The organism is Haloquadratum walsbyi C23 (genome assembly GCF_000237865.1).
In the GTDB taxonomy this organism is placed as follows: Archaea; Halobacteriota; Halobacteria; order Halobacteriales; family Haloferacaceae; genus Haloquadratum; species Haloquadratum walsbyi.
Genome location: NC_017459.1, coordinates 1,017,920 through 1,036,664, shown reverse-complemented (window position 1 = coordinate 1,036,664; position 18,745 = coordinate 1,017,920). Strand labels below are relative to the sequence as shown.

The 18,745-nt window shown below is 46.1% G+C and carries 12 protein-coding genes and 1 pseudogene; 8 read left to right on the top strand and 5 right to left on the bottom strand.

The features are described from left to right. Nucleotides 1–106 precede the first annotated feature (106 nt). From HQRW_RS04485 to HQRW_RS04460, 5 genes are all read left to right on the top strand, one after another. Entirely contained in the window at nucleotides 107–490 is a 384-nt protein-coding gene (locus HQRW_RS04485) for a hypothetical protein (protein ID WP_231852418.1), read from the top strand. Nucleotides 491–526: 36 nt separating this feature from the next. Beyond that, entirely contained in the window at nucleotides 527–946 is a 420-nt protein-coding gene (locus HQRW_RS04480; protein ID WP_014555632.1) for a hypothetical protein, read from the top strand. Nucleotides 947–1,060: 114 nt separating this feature from the next. After that, nucleotides 1,061–1,534, top strand: coding sequence for a hypothetical protein (locus tag HQRW_RS04475; protein ID WP_014555631.1), 474 nt, complete (start codon nucleotides 1,061–1,063; stop codon nucleotides 1,532–1,534). An 880-nt stretch (nucleotides 1,535–2,414) separates the two neighbouring features. Beyond that, entirely contained in the window at nucleotides 2,415–2,984 is a 570-nt protein-coding gene (locus tag HQRW_RS04465) for a hypothetical protein (RefSeq protein ID WP_231852417.1), read from the top strand. A 1,586-nt stretch (nucleotides 2,985–4,570) separates the two neighbouring features. Then, nucleotides 4,571–6,253, top strand: a complete 1,683-nt coding sequence (locus HQRW_RS04460; RefSeq protein WP_014555629.1) for a choice-of-anchor I family protein — start codon at nucleotides 4,571–4,573, stop codon at nucleotides 6,251–6,253. A 743-nt stretch (nucleotides 6,254–6,996) separates the two neighbouring features. On the opposite strand, the gene HQRW_RS04455 is transcribed toward HQRW_RS04460, so the two are convergent. Beyond that, a complete protein-coding gene (locus tag HQRW_RS04455) occupies nucleotides 6,997–8,202 on the bottom strand; it encodes a carboxypeptidase-like regulatory domain-containing protein (RefSeq protein ID WP_231852415.1) in 1,206 nt (401 codons plus the stop codon). Between the two features lie 144 nt (nucleotides 8,203–8,346). Next, a complete protein-coding gene (locus tag HQRW_RS04450) occupies nucleotides 8,347–9,300 on the bottom strand; it encodes an SDR family NAD(P)-dependent oxidoreductase (protein WP_014555627.1) in 954 nt (317 codons plus the stop codon). A gap of 1,794 nt (nucleotides 9,301–11,094) precedes the next feature. Here HQRW_RS04450 and HQRW_RS04445 point away from each other — a divergent pair. The 3 genes from HQRW_RS04445 to HQRW_RS04435 all read left to right on the top strand — a co-directional run bounded on the left by HQRW_RS04445 (nucleotide 11,095) and on the right by HQRW_RS04435 (nucleotide 14,666). After that, nucleotides 11,095–13,089: an archaea-specific SMC-related protein gene (locus tag HQRW_RS04445; protein WP_014555626.1), complete on the top strand. Its 1,995-nt coding sequence runs from the start codon at nucleotides 11,095–11,097 to the stop codon at nucleotides 13,087–13,089. Between the two features lie 217 nt (nucleotides 13,090–13,306). Further along, nucleotides 13,307–13,936 (top strand): rod-determining factor RdfA, encoded by a 630-nt coding sequence (rdfA, locus tag HQRW_RS04440; protein WP_014555625.1) that lies wholly within the window; start codon nucleotides 13,307–13,309, stop codon nucleotides 13,934–13,936. Between the two features lie 370 nt (nucleotides 13,937–14,306). After that, a complete protein-coding gene (locus tag HQRW_RS04435; protein ID WP_014555624.1) occupies nucleotides 14,307–14,666 on the top strand; it encodes a hypothetical protein in 360 nt (119 codons plus the stop codon). A 72-nt stretch (nucleotides 14,667–14,738) separates the two neighbouring features. Here the strand turns inward: HQRW_RS04435 and HQRW_RS04430 are convergent. The 3 genes and pseudogenes from HQRW_RS04430 to HQRW_RS04420 all read right to left on the bottom strand — a co-directional run bounded on the left by HQRW_RS04430 (nucleotide 14,739) and on the right by HQRW_RS04420 (nucleotide 18,723). Beyond that, nucleotides 14,739–15,506 (bottom strand): annotated as a pseudogene (locus tag HQRW_RS04430) (IS5/IS1182 family transposase). 733 nt (nucleotides 15,507–16,239) lie between these two features. After that, on the bottom strand, nucleotides 16,240–17,505 hold the full coding sequence (locus HQRW_RS04425) for a PQQ-dependent sugar dehydrogenase (RefSeq protein WP_014555622.1): 1,266 nt from the start codon (nucleotides 17,503–17,505) through the stop codon (nucleotides 16,240–16,242). A 102-nt stretch (nucleotides 17,506–17,607) separates the two neighbouring features. Next, a complete protein-coding gene (locus HQRW_RS04420) occupies nucleotides 17,608–18,723 on the bottom strand; it encodes an ABC transporter permease (RefSeq protein WP_049892264.1) in 1,116 nt (371 codons plus the stop codon). Between the last annotated feature and the right edge of the window lie 22 nt (nucleotides 18,724–18,745).

Here is an 18,745-nt window from a genome sequence, read left to right as displayed (position 1 = left end):
CACAGGCTAGTCTATACACATCAGTATCGTATCAATTAGACGTGGTGCTTTGAGTACTGTCTTCGCCAAAGGACCCTTGTAGACGCATCGACTAACTATGAGATATATGCGTCCAAACAACGCCGCCGCTGACCCATCAACGCTCGCTGATAAGCTTCCAGATCCACCAGCAGGATGGCAACGGAGTGATGCAACTGGTGGAATTACTGAGTATCGGTATGCAGGCGATGATGGTGTCTGTGCAGTTGCAAAATTAAGTATTCGTCCTGATTTACTTGGATCTGATGCCGTTCGCGTTGACCCAAAGCGTGGATGTAGCAGCGGTGAAACACGATATTATGAGTCAGTTGAGGCTGCTGTAGATGGTGTGACGGCTGAACTGCGTCGTGTGACAGAGTTGATTAATGAAGAATCAGCAAATCAATCTGAGATGATATCAACAGATAATCGCGATTCCGCGACGGTAGCTGAATTGAATGAGATGTCGTGAGCGTACTCTCAAGAGAATGAGTATAATCATATTTGTATGAATCACGTCCCTGATGCTGCTGTTGAAGCAATCGATACATTTGGTAAATCTCGTCTTTTTGGGAATCCAGAGCAAGTCAATGAGCAGCTTCGGGATGATCTTTCGATTAAAATCAGACAGACAAGAGGTTCATCGACGCAAATGGATAATGCCTCTATCGATGCCAGTGAAGATAATTGTAACAAACATGCTAAATCAGCTCAAAGCTCAACTGCATATATCATCTACTGCCGATATGAGACGGTGCACACTCACGCGCCACCAACACTCCGTGACCGTGGATCGTTTGTGACAACAATTGTTGATGCGATTGATTCACGTCTGAGATCCTGGGGGATTGACCCACCGACAGCATATACCTACAGTAACACTGTCGATGGAGTCCACTGGTATGATGGTCGACTTAACCCTCGGTGATCCGAATAAAACTGTATAACATCTCAGCAGAATTCCTGCACTTTATACCAATTCGATATCATATTCACTGTTGATAGTATGAAGAGGTATCAATAGTCAGCGTGAGACACTGATATGAATACAATCCTGGTTATAAGCGAACTCACTGTTTCGCTCAGATTTCTTCTTGGCATTATCGCGGCCGCTATCGCAACGATTGTGATGAACTATGTCATGGCAGAGCTTCCTGAAGGAAACACACCACCACGAGTCGCTGCTGGTGTGTTAACCATGTTACGGCCTGAGGACGCTCCGCGTCGGCTTGCATGGGTTGTACACTATGTTGCAGCTTTGTTAACCGGTCCACTTTTTGTCTGGCTGATTTTTTCTGTTGAGGCGCTTCTCAGTGATACGGCACTGTCAGTTGCTGTCTCCGCGATTATCCTGTACGCTCTTATGATTGGATTCTTTATGATTATCGTCCTGCCACAATCACGAGTTTCGGCATCACGAGTAAATACAATTCGTCGTGACTGGGCACTCACCGCCGGAGGATATCTTGGAGTGCTTGTACCATTGATTGGTGGCGTTTCACTTTTATTATCATGATGTAATGGTGAGTGAACTGCTTCAGGATCAAGCTCCAGAACTTCTTTTTTCACTCGTGTCTGTAAAGGAATGAATCTATTTGATGAATAATAGTCTTGCCGACTCAACAATTGCTAAGATACACCACGCACTCAAATTGAAAATTGAACTCAACTGATCGGGAGTTTCTCTGCGAAGAAATCAACATCTACGGTGTCGGATCCGTACGCATTGAGAAGATCAGTCTCAATGACTGATCGGGTCAAATTGATATCGCGATATACAGTTTATGACAGAGAATCTTATTATCTATAATGAACTGGTCGCATCAACACTTCTCGCTCTAAAGCTGTACTATCGAGTAAGCATAGATCATAATAAGCGCTGAAATCGGGCAGTATATTTTTTTATTCATTACTGCATGAATCGATTGCTCCTAACAGTGATATAAAATGCCGATATCCTTGTGTTTCAGTCGAGAGACTTTCTCCCTGGTTCTCTGTAATCTCAGTCCCGAATCACTGAAATACGTCCGAGAAAGCTCGCCGTTTGTAATGATAACTCATCTATAAATGATCGAGGCGAGTGTCTTGAGGGACTTTTCCCCAGGTACTTCACTTCTGACGTCTCTTGATGCACTATTGCGAAAGGAAACTCAGTATAGACCCGCTGATTCGAGCTTTGAGGGTCATGCTCCCGTAATAATGTGGGTAGGGTTCAGTGGCATGAAGATGTATATTCACATACTAGAGAAAAAGTATACATAGGTGTCTACCGCAAGTTATCAATCAATAAGATTACACAGATATACTTCTTGATAGTGATATTACATAAATTATTTGATGATACATCCCGAACACGCATCTCGTCCAGATAACATCTAATAATGACTAATCAGCACATGAATACAAAATTAAGTATTAAACAGGATACAGAATCACGAGAGCAAATACACACTCAGTCATCATCAACGGAGGAAGCGTATCAATGTGCACTATGTGAGCAGGAGTTTGCACCCTCTCAACTAGTGGCGATTTCAACGGAGATAAGTGATGATTCTCTTTGTCCATACTGCGCTGACTCGTTATTTGATGAGTCTGAACAAGATCAGATTAATACTCAAAAAGAATTGTATGACGATGACCATGCTGAAGGCACATATCGGCTCTCAGATGCGATACTGAACTCATCAGCAATCTCTGAAAATCCAACCCGGAACAGTCATGATAACTCTGGTCAGTCTCGGCGGGCATCCGCTGTCTCATGGACACCTCCACGCATCGGCGAAAACGAGGGAGTTCTCGGAGCAATTCTCTCGATTCATTCGCTCTCGCTATCATTACTTTGGGCAATTCATCGCACAAATGTTCGCCTAATTGAACGATTCTTTGATGAGGTCGATATTCAGACCCTAACAATCCTTTGGCTTGCGCTCTCAACAGCCCTGCTGATGGTGACAACGGTAACATGAGGTTCTCAGCTAGTGAACTCACCCCAGGACCAAGCCCCGAGGCAGTTGTCTCAAACCACTTGTACAACCGCGAGTGAAATGTTAAAAAAATAAATTAACTGAAAGCGGTAACCCCGTAGTGTATTTGCCAGATTGTATTGTGAACTACCCTGCCCTACCACGCTCGGGGCTCTGCTCGCCCCTCATTTGTTGGGGACGGTATTTCCTGCTTCGATGTCAGAATCATAATGAGGGCACAGAAATTCCAGACTTCACAGGCGAGTTCCCTTCACGCGTGGTTCGAAGTGTCCCACTCATGGATAGCCACTCCACCATACCCATCAGTACGTGTTTTGTGTCGCACTCGAACACTGTTGAAAATGTGGCGAGCATCGTGTGGAACACAGAAAGCACACAAGATAGTACATATACTGGTTGAACTGTATGATAGCGTGATGACGGCGCTGTATTCCCACCCTACTCACTCGCTTCGCTCTTCCCTTGAGGACAGAGACTTAGCGCCTCTTAGGTACTAAAGTTATCACCTCCAGACAGATTCGATATAGTTGGAGGGATAGTTGATGATCAAATTCAATATATAAATCAAATAACGCTATATAAAATTGTCAAACCGGAACATGAGACTATCAGGAACTGTGTCGCCGTGATATGTGGTCAGTGATTGCCGAACGTTGAAAACTCAAGAGTCGAAATCCATTTCAGGTCGAGTAAGTACTTCTCAGCGGACTGCCTCTGCCACCCGCTTCCAGTTAGTTTATTGCTTGAGGACAGGGTAAGTGCCCGTTAATTGCTAATCCGTTTTGAGTGAGCAAGCTGATCACATGCAAAATTAAGCAGAATAGACGTCACAATACAGATTTATTCTGAACAACACAGCGAGAGTTCCACAGGTAAGACCCGTGCTTACGGCGGTGCGAGGAGAAAGCCCCGCCGTTTAGTACTCCGTGAAACATTTTGAATCACAGGTCCTACGCAATGGTATCAGCAGCTACTCTATAACAAGATTTTGGATTGAATTCCTCAATAAGTTTTCAGGAGCACCACACGGCGGGGATGAATCCGACAACCCCTGCGTGAACCACGTTCGACGTGTCGAACGGATGGGTTAACTGACGAGATGCCGTATCGATACATAACCGAGGCGGTCTACCCGCCCCACTAATCGGACAATATCGGGATTCCCCGATTCCATGCAGAAAGCACCCCTTTCTGTTGTGGAACTCAGGGTGCAGTAAGAAGTACCTCCGAATCCCATGCCGGAATAGGAGTAACGGCTGGCTGGCACAGCCAGGAGCCGTCATCGAGGCGGCTACAAACCTTGAACATCCCAATCCAGCGGCGCGGTGCCGTGGGAATCTTCGCCCTTCAGGGCGGAGAGGATGTCAAATATAGGCGCGGACGCTCATGAAGCAACTGTGGCTTAATTAAGTTGCACTAGTTTCTCTGCTCTCGAAGGTCGCCTGAACTCATAATTAACGCCTAAAGCAGGATTTTTTTCGCTGTCGTCATTATGTTACTTATACCCGTACAGACTGATATATGCAGGTCATATAAGTTATAATATATGCGTCCAGCGACGCTAGGGTATGGTGCTTGATGAATTCACGTTGAGTCGCCGAAACGCATTAGGAGTTATTGCAGCAGCCGCAATTCCTTCAGGTATCCTCGCACAACTTTCAGATCAAAGTGCAAGGGACATGCAGACAGTGCATATGCAACGAATCGGTCGATATGCAACCGGTGAAGCTCTTGGTGGGGCTGAAATTGTTGCATTCCACCCACCAGAGGCTCGATTATTTGCCGTTAATTCAGGTGCTGGTCAAGTTGAAGTGCTTGATCTTTCTGATCCGACGACACCAAGTCAAGACACAGTTCTTGATGCAAGTGATGCGCTTGCATCGACAGACCTTGCAGTCGACACAGTTGGTGGGACAAATAGCGTTGATGTCAGTAATACATTGGTCGCCGCAGCTATCGAGGCTGATCCAGCAACAGACAATGGTGCGGTTGCGTTTTATGATCCTGCTTCGCTTGAGCTTGTCACCGCAGTTGAGGTCGGTCCGCTCCCTGATAAGGTAACATTTAGTCCAAATGGTAACTATGTTGTCGTCGCCAATGAGGGTGAGCCTGGTGAGTCGGACCCTGCAGGGTCTGTCAGTGTAGTCAATATCGCTGATGGTGCTGAGAACGCAACCGTGACGACAAGCACATTTGAGCAATATGATGGACAAGAAGCGCAACTTCGCGCAGAGGGTGTACATATCGCATCAGCCGGGGATGCACCGGCATCAGCATCGACAGCGTTTGAGCCTGAGTATACAACCGTCACCCCCGATTCGACGACCGCATTCGTTTCACTGCAAGAGAACAATGCTATCGCAACGATCGATCTTGCATCAGGAGACATTACGAGCGTCGATGGGCTTGGATTCAAGGATTTCTCGCTCCCAGGGAATGAACTTGACACGAGTGATGTTGACGATATTAGTCTTCAGTCATGGCCGATTAAGGGAATGTATCAGCCGGACGCGATTGATACATACCAAGTGGGTGGTGAGACATTCGTTGTTACCGCTAATGAGGGCGATGCCAAGGATTTCGAAGTTGGAATTTTGAAAAACCTTTCATTAGATCCGGCTGGATTTGATCTCTCAGAGAATGCATACGTTGATACCGTCGAGGAACTGAAACAGCCGACACATCTCGGGAATATGGAGGTCAATGAGGCGGCAATGCGTGAATTTGCTGACACAAATGGAGATGGTGCATACAGCGACATTTATGCCATCGGTGGTCGCTCATTTTCTGTGTGGCATCATACTAGTAGCGGACTGGAACGAGTATTTGACAGCGGGAGCAAATTTGAGCAAGTCTTTGCCCGAAAGTATCCGGGTGGACATCAAAATACTGTCGAGAGTGGTCCAGAAACTGAAAGTGTCACACTCGGGGAGATTGGTAATCAAACATATGCGTTCGTCGGACAAGAAAAGGGAAGTGGAATTACAGTGTACGACGTTACCTCACCAGGGGGGTCAGAGTACATTCAAATGGTGGTTAATCGGGACTATGGAGTGACTGAGGATGATCTCGAGGCTGCTGCTGAGGCAAACCCCGATACTGACTCCCCAGCCAGAGCAGGAGACTTCGCACCAGAGGGGCTCGACTTCGTCCCCATTGAGGATAGCCCGACCGATATGCCGCTCCTCTGTGTCGGGTTTGAGCTCAGTGGAACAATCGGGGTATTCGAAGTTGAGCCGTCCCCAGAGTAAAATAAATTAAAAAATGGTATTTCCACCGACAATTGAGATATAACTCAATCAACGCTTTTAGTATAGATGGTACAGGCGCAATACCACACCTGTTCACGGCATGGATACGCGCCGTCATACTGTGGTTTCCAACCGCTTTTTGACAACGGCGTATGTACTAGTATTGTCGTATTGGCTCTGACCCCGATGTAGCCGAGTGCCCGAAAAGTGGCGGTTTGAGTGTGAGTGTCCGCCCACGCTGGAAACAGGGTGTGCCCCATGTGGGGATCAAACAACAACCGTCGGGCTCTCGTCACCAATACAAGTAACTCCGAGTCCGGTGAACCCGAGTGCCGACCACTGACCGAAGCCCCTGTGGAAAAAACAATACAGGGACTTCACCTCGGTTGAGCATAGGAGTACCGGGGGCTGAGATGTGGCACTCCCTGGAGATTGCCCAGTGACCGGTCACACACCGATTCCGACGGTGGACTGGCTTGGTATTGGGAGTCTGCAAACCCAAACCCAAACTCAAACCCAAATCCAAAGCTGACACTCCCAACCCAGCGAAGCGGTGCGGTGCCGTAGGATTCCTCCCGGCTTCAGCCGGAGGAGGATATTAAAGAACTTGCATGTATTAAATCACCCCTTCAGGGCGGGGAAAATGTCAAGTTGTTTTTTATACGATCCGATTAATACGTGAATCTCAAGTTTGAAGCGAAAACTACCAATAGGTGAAGAGAGTCGAAATCCGCGAGAAGCACTCACCGCCGGAATGTGAATATTCCAGCGACAATAAGTGCGATAATAACTGAAATTGTCGCAATAACACCAATAATCGGAAGAGCACCTGCATTCATAATATCTGGAATCAGAGATGGGGCTGATGGTGTTGGTGTGGTGGTTGACGTTGGCTCTGGAGTTGACCCAACAACGTTCACACCACGCACCGAGACCGGTTCTGATTCAATTGAGTCCTGGCTCGCGATTAGGCTATATGACTCTGCGTTTGGAATTGAAACTGTTAACTCACCATTTTCGTTAGTTTGACCAACAGATTCGGCATTGCGCGTTATGATGACATCTGGGGCAGGTTCCTCATAGGCGTTTGTAACCTCGATAGAGACTGACTCACCAGCGATAATTCGATCGCTCGCAGTTGTAATATTTAGTTGTGGTCGCCGTGTCAACTCATATGTTCTTGTCTGTCCACTTTCATTAACCATGAGTGTTCGATTAATATCCTCATACTTTGGTTTCGTCACCGTCACTGGTACTTCGGTATTGATTGGAATACGCGCCACAGCACGTCCATCACCAAGCGTTTGTACATCACCAATACCAGAGATACTTATTGTCGCGCCGGAGACTGATTCTGGGGGCGAAAAGTGAGGATCAACAATAATAAATTCAGTCGTCACGCCCCCAGTATTAAGATTAAGATTAATATTTGTCTCACCATCGACGTCAATGGTTCGATTAATTGTATAATATGTCCGTTTCTCAGCTGTGAGCGTATACTCACCGGCTTCAAGCGTCTCAACCGAGAATATTCCTTCTTGTGATGTATTTCCACTTGCGACGGTTCGGTCATCCATCGTTAATGTGACACGGGCATCTGCAATAGGACCACTATTCGTGTCGACACCGACACTTAGCGAGGACCGCTCGGAGACATCTAATTCAACGCGTTGTTGATCCGCATTATCAATCACATAAGGGAAGTTCCGAACATAATCGGGATGATTGATGGTGATTTCAATTTGCTCACCCCTTGGCACGTCCACTAACACCATTCCATTGCTTGCTGTGTCTGCTGAAACTGAGTCTGCTCCCCATTCTGCTATGACAGTGACACCTTGGATAGGCTCACGTTCCTCATCAATGACTTCGACCGTTATTGTCGTAAGATTACTTTCCTGTGCCGCCACAGGAGGAACAGCAGTAAGGATAATCAATACAACCACCACCAATTGGAGTCGTCTGCAGTTCATATTCGATACACATGTAGCCACCACATAGCTGTGACCCTCTTCGTCCATTCCAAGTCGTCTTTCAGTACTAGTATTGGGTCTTATATGAGTACCGATAGGTTGTATTCGCATTACCTCTGTTTATCCAGTGACATCAATATCGACTCCTGAGTTACTCTGTTGATTATCAGGTAGATTATTGAGTGGCTCAGTGATATCCAGTATACTCGCACTTTCCTGCCATAACCGCCGTGCACTTGCCTCATCTCGCGCATCTGAGGATGGTTTCTTCAACTGTTGACTGGCGAGGTACTGCCCTGAGTAATCAGTCGCCTGTGATGATATTCCAGCAAATAACAATTCAGCAGCACCATCGTTGACAGTTGTGACACCCGGAACTGCTTCGAGTGACTGTATAATTCGTGGTAATGGTCCAGGGAGGAATCGCGTAAATCCACTTCCAGGAATCGCGCCAGGATGTACACACACTGCAGTGGCTGTGTATTTGCTTGCATCAACGCGCTTAGCAAGTTCAGTTGTGAACAGTATATTTGCCAGTTTTGAGTGATTGTATGCCCAAAACGCACTATGATCATCAACGGTTCGAGTTCGGTTAATATCTAGAGAGGCACCCTGATGTGCTGCTGATGCAGTCGTCACAACTCGAGCATCCGTATTGAGATGATCAAGAAGTTCGGTCGTGAGTAGATATGGTGCAAGGTGGTTAACGTGAAATGTATACTCAACGCCACAGTCAGTGAGCTGTCCATCACGAAAGACCCCACCGGCATTATTATAGAGAAGATCAATTCCGTCTGTTGTCGATTGAACAGTCGCTGCGAGCTCACGGACGGCGCTAACATCAGCGAAGTCAGCAGCAATAAATTCTGCATCAGCACCATATGCAGTCACTGTATCAACAACATCGGCACCAGCAGTCGCATCACGTCCATGCACGATAACGTCAGCACCGAGACGACCAAGCGCGATGGCAGCTGCCCGACCAATCCCGCTCGTTGATCCAGTGACGAGCGCTTGCATTCCGGTGCAATCAATATCTGCAACGCCCGCAAGTTGCTCTGGCGTCGAAGTCATATCATATGCTCAGTACTGGAAGGAATTATCAGTTGTTGGTAATGTGAATTTGTTGGGTCGAATCTGCAGTGAAAGTAACATAACTATCTTGGATGCATCATCTTGTGGTCATATCAGATCTATATGGAATGCTCCCTGCATCCTGTAAATCTCCGATGTGATTCACCCATGATAGGGTCGTATAATCATAATTCGTGATCAGCAATTACTTTAACACTTTATACAAACATTTTTTGAATATATAGTGCTATGCATGTCAATATTTGGATGTAATCTAACTATTTGAGCTGTCTAATTGACTTGAGGTGATTTATTTTATGATATTGCTAATTAATTATGAGTGAGAATCACTATTGATTAATAAATAAGGTCAAAATAGGTTTATATGTGAGATATTCGTTCTGAATATATCAAATGTGAGGTAAACATTACTATTTTTTATTCTTATTGCGCCCTACGCTAATAGAATAGACAATGTTATTTTCAATTTTCCGCGCTAGTGATTAACTCCGTTACCCATGTGAAGTACCACGGGCGCGGTGGCCCGTGGCTTCGCCGTGGTCTCTGGCGGGAAGCCAGCGAAACGACCGGTGGCGAATTTTAATTCCGCCCGCGCTCGTCTCTGGCGAGACTCGCGTGGAACCAGTAACACCCGAACACACCAAAAGTGCCACCGCAACAGAGGTCGTCTGTTGCTGCCGTGGCGGGCGTGTCCGTGGGCGTCCGCCCCTTCACATGGGCGCGATACAGACCCGGCGCACAGCGTCTTACCCCAAAATGGGTGCGCGGGTTTTGCGAGGCCGATAACGTGGGTTCCAAACTATAGTAGGGCGTCCCGATAGTAAAAAAATGGGACGCAGCCGAGCGTACGAGCTTCACCCCCGCCCACGGTGGGGCGGGGAACTCGCGCTGCTTTTCGTTTAGAGCGTGGTGGTGGGATATTCACATCGTTAAGACTCTTTGATATCTAATTAACTGTGTGGGAAGGTCGCTTTTGTGAATGCTGAGAGGGTAACCGACTGATAGTAATTAGTGCAAGTCTTTACCGCCGTGATTATCCGTGTCGGCGATGGGAGCCGCTGAACCCGCGTCATTCGACACTGTCAGTGAAACTATTCGAAGTAATCACTATGAGTTTATTTTCCGTGACTGTCTATTCCGATGTGTCAGATTTTCCTCCACCACATTAGATATGAAATTGCAGTAAACGACCACAGATCGGGCGACCCATGGATTTTTCGCTATTTCCTCGATAGTTGCATAAATATAATAGATTAAGGGATAGATATAACATTCACATCTGAATCTCATATTAATTTTCATGATATAATATATAAATTCTACCCGAAATTAGATGTTCATACCATTTTTTGACCAGACGTTTCATTTATTTCAGTTAATATCCGTGATGTCCATTCTATACGGTGGAATAACGACAGTACGTATGTTATAAGATTTTAATCGAATTGCACAGATAGTGACAGGATTGATATGATGATGTGTTTAATTATAATAATATCACATGTTTCATAATCAGCGCTAAATACTTCTGTCGATATGTATTTAATATCATATGTGTTCTCCAAGCATTACAGTTGTTTTATGAATCATCTTGATGTTTACATCCGATATAAACCAACTGCCACGGGGCTTAATCCCGAGACAAATCACAATTATATTACATTATGTTTGATACTAAACAATACGTGAGCACGCATTGAATCATTTAGCCATAATTTAACAATAAATCACAAAGAGAATAGTTTTTTACTTGTCTATCAGATATATAAGATAATGACTACTTCACAGACCGTAAGTGACGCTGCACAATTTCATGTGAGGAATATCGGTGGGATTGATGAAACATCAGTTGTCATCGAACCCGGTGTAACTGTGTTAACCGGTGAGAACGCAACAAATCGAACATCGTTTTTACAAGCGGTAATGGCGGCGATGGGAAGCAATGCAGCGACTCTTAAGGCGGATGCTGATGAGGGTATTGTCGAACTGACGCTTGATGAAACAGAATATCAACGAACTGTGTCTCAGACCGATGATACTGTTATTTTTGACGGTAATACGTATCTTGATGATCCGGATATTGCTGAAAGATTTGCATTTCTTCTTGAGGGAAATAATGCCCGCCGTGCTGTCTCTCGGAGCGCCGACCTTCGCGAGATAATTATGGAGCCGGTGGACATCGAGGAAATTAAGCGTAAAATATCGTCGCTTGAATCACAGAGGTCGGAGATAGATGAGAAGATATCCGATATCGAGTCGAAAAAGCAGGGACTTCCTGAGTTGGAAAAGCAAAAAAAGAATATTGAGTCTAAAATATCTAAAAAAAGAGAAGAGTTATCTAAAAAAGAGACGGAAATTGATGAAAGTAGTCGGAATATTTCGGATAGTCAAGAAAAAGAAGCTGAACTGGAATCAAAATTGGATGAATTACGATCGACTCGGTCAGATCTAGATTCAATCCGTCAACAAATTGAGACACAAAGAGAGAGTATTGAGTCATTACAGGCTGAACACGAAGAAAATAAAACAGCACTTTCAGAGTTGTCAAGCACGCCAGCAGCGAAACTCACACGTCTTGAACAACAGATTGATTCACTTCGGGATGACCGACAGGCTCTCAATGCCGAGATTTCACAACTTCAAAATCTTATCCAGTATAACGAGGATCAACTTGAGGATGGAGAGTATAATGTAATTGGGCGTATTAGCGACGATGTTAATTCAAAAACAGACACTGAAGAAAGTTCTAGTGGAGCAGATGCGATTACCGATCGGTTACTCGCTGATGAGAATACAGGATCTGAAACAGTTACATGTTGGACATGTGGGTCAGCAGTCGATCGCGAACAAATTGAGGCAACAGTCGACCAGTTGAAATCAGTTCGGGCAGACCGTGTCCAATCACTCAATGATGTGAAATCAGATCTTGACTCACTGAAGAGTGAAAAACGTGAAATTGAGTCAGAACAGACGCGTCGATCAGATCTTGAGAGCACGATTAATCGCATCACCCAAGAGATAGACCAACGGAAAAAGCAATTGGAGACGCTCAAAGAACAACGAAAAGATCTGACAGCGACAATTGAGACACTTGAGACTGAAGTTGATGAGCTTGAGTCTGAAAGCTTTGAAGATATACTCTCACTTCATCGTGAAGCAAACGAAGTTGAGTTTGAAATTAATCGACTTGAGTCGGATCATCAGTCGGTATCAAATAAGATTGAGTCAATCGAAGCAGCAATTGATCGTATCGATACGCTTGAGTCTGAACGGAAAACCATTGTCAATCAACTGGAGGACGAGCGGACGAAGATTGATCAGATTGAGCATGAGGCTGTCGAACAGTTCAATGCGCACATGGAATCAATTCTTGATATTCTTGCATATGAAAATCTTGATCGGATTTGGATTGAACGGACCCAAAATAAAGTTCGCTCAGGGCGGCAGAAAGTCGAACAGACGGTGTTTGAACTTCATGTAATCCGAACGACTGCAAGCGGAACCGCGTATGAAGACACTGTTGAACATCTCAGTGAGAGTGAGCGAGAGGTCACCGGACTTATTTTTGCCCTTGCAGGATATCTTGTACATGATCTCCATGAGACTGTACCGTTTATGCTATTGGATTCACTGGAGGCAATTGATTCTAATCGAATCGCTGCACTTATTTCATACTTCTCTGAATATGTCGAATATCTCGTTGTTGCATTGCTTCCTGAGGATGCACAATCAATTAATAAAGAATATGATCGGATTACAGATATTTAAATACAATTATTGATTAATTGTAACTCAATATGCGCTTTGAGTATCGTAACAATATAAAAATTGTCTAAATTGGCGTCTATAATGCAAATAAGTATACCAATTCGCATCAACAAAACGTAAATTTATAAAATAGTCACCATATGTTTTCGAACGACATAAACTTGAGTTTAGATAGAATGAGCAAAACAAAAAGGCAGAAAAAAGGATACAGATAGTTATGAGTACGAACGATAACCGACCTGCAAGTAAGGTCGCTCGCTTAATTGAGGAATATGAATTGGAAGGACTTGGTGCAGATCTTGAGGCGCGATGGACCGGTGATGATAATAAACGCATGAGTCTCCGCGACCTTGCGACGTTCTTCAATCAGCAGTTGCTTCGTCAGGCATTAATTGCTGCTGATAACGGCACTGGAGCACTTGATAACACTGTCGAGACGATTTATACCCGATTGACAAGTGATAATGTGAGTTCTGGTGTTCGAACGGACACACGCTCTCGACTTGAGCAGCGTGGTGTTGATATTAATTCGCTTGAGTCTGATTTTGTTACATATCAAGCAATCCGCTCATATCTCAAGGATTGGCGTGGCGCAGAATATCAGACAATCTCGGATGAGGCAAAGATTCAAAAAGATCTTGAAAGCATCCAGCGGTTGATGAGTCGGACAACATCCGTAACTGAAGAACGTATTGAAAAACTTCGGGAGACGGACCGAATTGCGCTGGATGCATTTGAGGTGCTGCTAGATGTCCAAGTTCTATGTCAAGCTTGTGGTGATCAGCATTCTGTTACAGAACTGCTCGAACGTGACGGTTGTCCTTGTCAAATATCTTCCAACGATTGACATTCTCCCGCTTGAAGATGCGATTATCCTGATCAATATTCATATTATATATTGGCGGCTCCGTTAAAATCCTCTTTTTCAGATATATGCTCACCTGAAACATCCGGTCATTGAGAGCCATCTGTAGAATCTTCTCATGTAGCCATAACGACACAGCTTACTATATCTTTCAACACTAAACAAAACTAAACAAAAGTATGAATCATCGCTGCGGGTTTGCGTTTGTGGTGTCATTCCTAATTGTAGGTGAGGTTTTTCGCCTGCTCATCGGAATAATCGACTGGGACATCCCGTCGCTGAAGAGTACGTATTGATTACTAAAGGCTTTGTAACACCCATGATGCTTTCTGAATGATCGGTGAGGTGTTGTATGAGCGAAGAAAAACTCGATCCAATTAAACAATCTCGTGGGGTCGGAATCGGACTGGCACTTGATTGGCTGACCTTTGATGGGCTGTCGTTTGTCGTCGATTCGGTTGTGAGTGGTATCGTGCTTCTAGTTGCTGGTATCATCGTCTGGTGGGGTGAATATCGCTGGGAGTTGACTGTTGGGACCGGGGTTGGAGTCGGGGTGGCTGGACTGGTCGCTCTCATCGACGTAGGGACCGACACCGGATTCAATGGGTTCCGGCTGGTCGGATTTATTATTGCGCCCGGTGTCGCGGATTACGTGCTTGCACCGGCCTATGGTAAAATCCAAGACGCCGGTGAACAGATCAGTAACCGGTAGAGGATCTGTCTTGACCATTCAGAGTGATCGGTCGATATTGTGACTGAGACAAGCGATAGTGAGTTCACGGAACTATTTCCACCAGTGCCGTGAGCGGGCGAACGAATCAAATTTCCGCTTGAGCGTAGAGTTGACCGTCTGTGATTGACTCTGTTAATCCTAAACGTCAGCGTCTAAATAGGTGTTCCATGCCTTGTGGAGCGATATGAACTCACGATGCTTGATCAGTGACCGAACTTCGTGTTGCCGGGCAAGTCGCCTGATTTTCTGGTCGTCCTGGCCTTTGTTACCGAGCAGAACATCAATACTCTCAGCGTTGCCCTTAACCAACGACGGAGCGATTTGGCTATCGTGTTTCCGAGTCATCGTCACGTGGAGGTCGAGAATTGCGTTCACTTTCGCATCGACCAGCAGCGTTACTTTGAGCTACTAAATCGTGAATTCGGCTTGTTTCGTGTAGTGTTTCGAAGCGTGACTGTGGTCAAATCCTGACGTATCAACCCCAACAACTCCGCTCGTCTGAAGTAGCGTGACGGAGAGAGTCGATAAGACACGCCATACGGTCATATCAAGTCGATAGAATGTCTTACAGGGCGTTGATGGCGTAGGAAGTTCAGCTAACACGAGGACACGACGGATGCGTGGCATATCGATTAATTCGTCAAGCGGTCCACGATAGATCGTGTTCTTCCGAACTTTGAGACACAGCAGAACAACGTGTTGGGGAAGTGTATAGCGGTGTTTAGAGAACTTCAAGAAGTACCGGGAGACTACTCGGCGGATCAGGCGGATCGCTTTCTCAGTAAAACGGAGAATTTGCGACTTCGGGAGGGGCTTCATCTCGTGGAATTACAGGATGAACATGTAACTCTCTGAGGATTTCAACAGAGATACATTGGCTGAAATTTTATCGGCGGTCGAGGCGAATACCCGAAGCGATTCATGCGGATTATAGCTAATACAGGTACAATACCACATAGTCTCAGACCGTGGACACGCGCCGTCGCAGCCGGGGGTTCCCGAACGGTCGAAACATGATGTATATATAACTGTCGGCGCACTGACTATGATCCCACTGTAGCCAAGCGCCCGAAAGGTGGCGGTTCAAGTATGAGTGTCCGCCCACGCTGGAAGCAGAGTGTGCCCCATGTGGGAAACAAAGAATAAGCACCGGGCGAGCGTTGACGTGAGTAACTCTGAGTCTGGTGAAACCGACCACTGACCACTGACCACCGACCACCGCTCCTGTGGGGAAACTAACACAGGAGCGCGTTTTCGGGTGAAGATAGGAGTACCGTGATTTAAGCTGTGATACTCCCAATTCAAAGAGGCTGTCCGTTCCTCGACCGCACACTGGTTCGCACGGCGTGTGAGTTCGGCAGCCTGTGAACCTGCACCTGAAACTCCCAACTCAGCGGTGCGTGTGGTGCCGTGGAATTCCTCCGCGTGTAGTAGTTCACAGAAGAAGTGGGTGCTTAACTAGACATACATCAGTCAGAATAGTTCTCTCGCATCGATTTAGTGAATCAGTTCACCCAGAAGTTTGTCGAATCACTAAACGTGGAGGAGGATATCAAGCAGACACAAGCCGAATCAGTTCTGCATCATCTGAGTCAATTACTGCATATATTGCTCCGGTATCCGGAGCGGCAGAAACAGCACGAATGCGCCATCCACGATTCGTGAGAAGATGATCAATTAATTCAATCTGTTGATTGTCAATACGGAACCGCGCGAGTGACTGTGAGGCTAATCCACCAACGAAAAGATCTCCCTGCCACCCCACAATACCACGAGATTTGCTGGCTGTTTCAGCATCATAAAACGCCATACCACTTGGCGGAAATCCACCACTTCCACATGGCCATGAATACACTGGTGCGATTACATCCTCTCGGTCACCGTGTGAGACACCAATCGGTTCATCACTCCCGTACTGGCAACTTTCATCTGCAATTGGCCAGCCGTAATTACCGCCAGCAGTCAGTATATTTATTTCGTCACCATCTCGCTCACCGAATTCCGTTTGCCAGATCGCATTTGTGTCAGGATGAACAGCCAGTCCTTGTGCATTCCGATGACCATAGCTAAATATTGCATCTCGCGCGGATGAATCATCAATAAATGGATTTGAATCAGGGATTGTTCCATTAAGATTCAATCGGAGTGTCGCTCCAAGATCGCTCCCTCGGTCTTGAGCGACATGATCTGGACCGAAGTCTTTGAACTGTCGGTCACCAACAGTTATATATAACTTATTATCTGGACCAACGATGACACGTGATCCAAAATGACCTGCTGAGTCGGCATAGGGACGAGCATAATAGAGTGCCTCGAAGTCAGTAATTCGAGGATCGTCGCGGTCCAGTCGCCCACGCCCGACTGCAGTTGTCGTTGCACCATCATCGCGAGCAACCGCATATGTCAGATATACCCATGATGGGTCTGGGAACGATGGGTGTATACAAACATCAAGCAGTCCACCTTGACCACGGGTAAATACGCCTGGTACTCCATTGACACGATCATATGTGCCCGCTGACCGATCAACAAGTAGCAACCGACCGACTCGCTCAGTAAGTAGTGATTTCTGAGTGTCGGGCAGGTGTGTCAGTCCCCACGGATGTGTAAGTCCAGTGAGGACAGTTTCAATTCGGACCTGCGATACTTGGGTATCTGATTGTGCAGATGTAGATGTCGTGGTGGATGCCATCTTGTCGGATGTTGTGATTCTCGAATCATCACTCTCAGTCCTGGTGCATCCAGCGAATACAGCACCAATACCAGCGCTCGAAATAAGAGGAAGTACACTCTGGCGGAGGTATGATCGACGTTTCATAAGTATTGTATCATATGTATTTATCACTGAACTCACCCCGGAGTCAACCCCCGAGGCAGTCGCCTCGATTACCTGTGCATTGCAAGTATGGGGATTTGTTTATTATCCTCTGAGTGCTTTGACAGGTGGATCATTTGCAGCTTTCCAGGCAGGGTATACCCCACTCAGGGTACTTGCAAAGACCGCAAAGGCAAATCCAGATAATAAGTGTTGGAGTCCTGCCCAGGTAAACACTAACATTCCGTCGCTGGCGAGAACCTGAAATAGTATATATCCGGCACCAAGTGATGCTATGGCACCAGCGATACCACCGATGAGACCCAAGAATATTGCCTCTGCGAGGATCATTCGAAGGACTTCACTACGGCGAATACCAACAGCTCTCAGCACGCCGATTTCCCCGCGGCGTTCAATTGTACTCATCAACATTACATTTAGAATTGCAACACTTGCAACAATCAATGAGATGGATCCAATGCCAAGAAGTGCAAGATTAAGCGTATTTAAAAATGAATTAATACTATCTTGTGTGCTTGCAAAACTCCTGATACTCAGGATTTCCTCACTGTCACGTCCCTGTTCATTGAAATCCGCTTCAAGTATATCTGCAACGGTGGTTGCAGCCTCACCACTTGCGGCGACAACAGTCACAGAATCGTAGTATTCCTGTTCAGAAAGTGCAGATAATGGAAGGACAAGTTCATTTCCACCACCACCACCGAAGCCATCCTCAGCCGCAAGAAATCCACGGATTCGATACAACGACCCGTCGTATTCAACAGGGTCGCCAAGTTCAAGTCCCAATTCACGAGCCGTTTCAACACTTACTAATGCACCGTTTTGAAGACGGGTGGGTGCTTTACCGACAGTCGTGTCATACAGTGCACTCGCCTTAGTAACCCCAACGACACTGACGAATACCTCCTGCCCATCCCGGGATTTAAGTGTGGTTTGATTTGTCTTTTGCGGGACAACTTCAGCATCAGCGATGATATCTCGCATCTGCTCAACTTGATCAATGGTGATACCGTCCTGCGTGCTATCTTGTCCAGAACTTACCGCCACTTCATTCGTCAGGCTACCCAAATTCGATTGCGCCTGCTGTTGAAGTGCAGCGCCAGCCATCCCAAGTGAGGCGATTGCAATAACACCGATGATGATTCCAAGCGTCGCTAACCCTGTTCGAATTCGATTGCGACCGAGATTTCGCCATGCCATTTTAACACTTGGAAACCGGCGG

What these genes read in the sequence shown, in the direction of transcription:
- HQRW_RS04485 (WP_231852418.1), top strand. Translation starts at nt 107, where the DNA reads ATGCGTCCAAACAACGCCGCCGCTGACCCATCAACGCTCGCTGATAAG.
- HQRW_RS04480 (WP_014555632.1), top strand. Translation starts at nt 527, where the DNA reads ATGAATCACGTCCCTGATGCTGCTGTTGAAGCAATCGATACATTTGGT.
- HQRW_RS04475 (WP_014555631.1), top strand. Translation starts at nt 1,061, where the DNA reads ATGAATACAATCCTGGTTATAAGCGAACTCACTGTTTCGCTCAGATTT.
- HQRW_RS04465 (WP_231852417.1), top strand. Translation starts at nt 2,415, where the DNA reads ATGAATACAAAATTAAGTATTAAACAGGATACAGAATCACGAGAGCAA.
- HQRW_RS04460 (WP_014555629.1), top strand. Translation starts at nt 4,571, where the DNA reads ATGGTGCTTGATGAATTCACGTTGAGTCGCCGAAACGCATTAGGAGTT.
- HQRW_RS04450 (WP_014555627.1), bottom strand. Translation starts at nt 9,300, where the DNA reads ATGACTTCGACGCCAGAGCAACTTGCGGGCGTTGCAGATATTGATTGC.
- HQRW_RS04445 (WP_014555626.1), top strand. Translation starts at nt 11,095, where the DNA reads ATGACTACTTCACAGACCGTAAGTGACGCTGCACAATTTCATGTGAGG.
- rdfA (WP_014555625.1), top strand. Translation starts at nt 13,307, where the DNA reads ATGAGTACGAACGATAACCGACCTGCAAGTAAGGTCGCTCGCTTAATT.
- HQRW_RS04435 (WP_014555624.1), top strand. Translation starts at nt 14,307, where the DNA reads ATGAGCGAAGAAAAACTCGATCCAATTAAACAATCTCGTGGGGTCGGA.
- HQRW_RS04425 (WP_014555622.1), bottom strand. Translation starts at nt 17,505, where the DNA reads ATGAAACGTCGATCATACCTCCGCCAGAGTGTACTTCCTCTTATTTCG.
- HQRW_RS04420 (WP_049892264.1), bottom strand. Translation starts at nt 18,723, where the DNA reads ATGGCATGGCGAAATCTCGGTCGCAATCGAATTCGAACAGGGTTAGCG.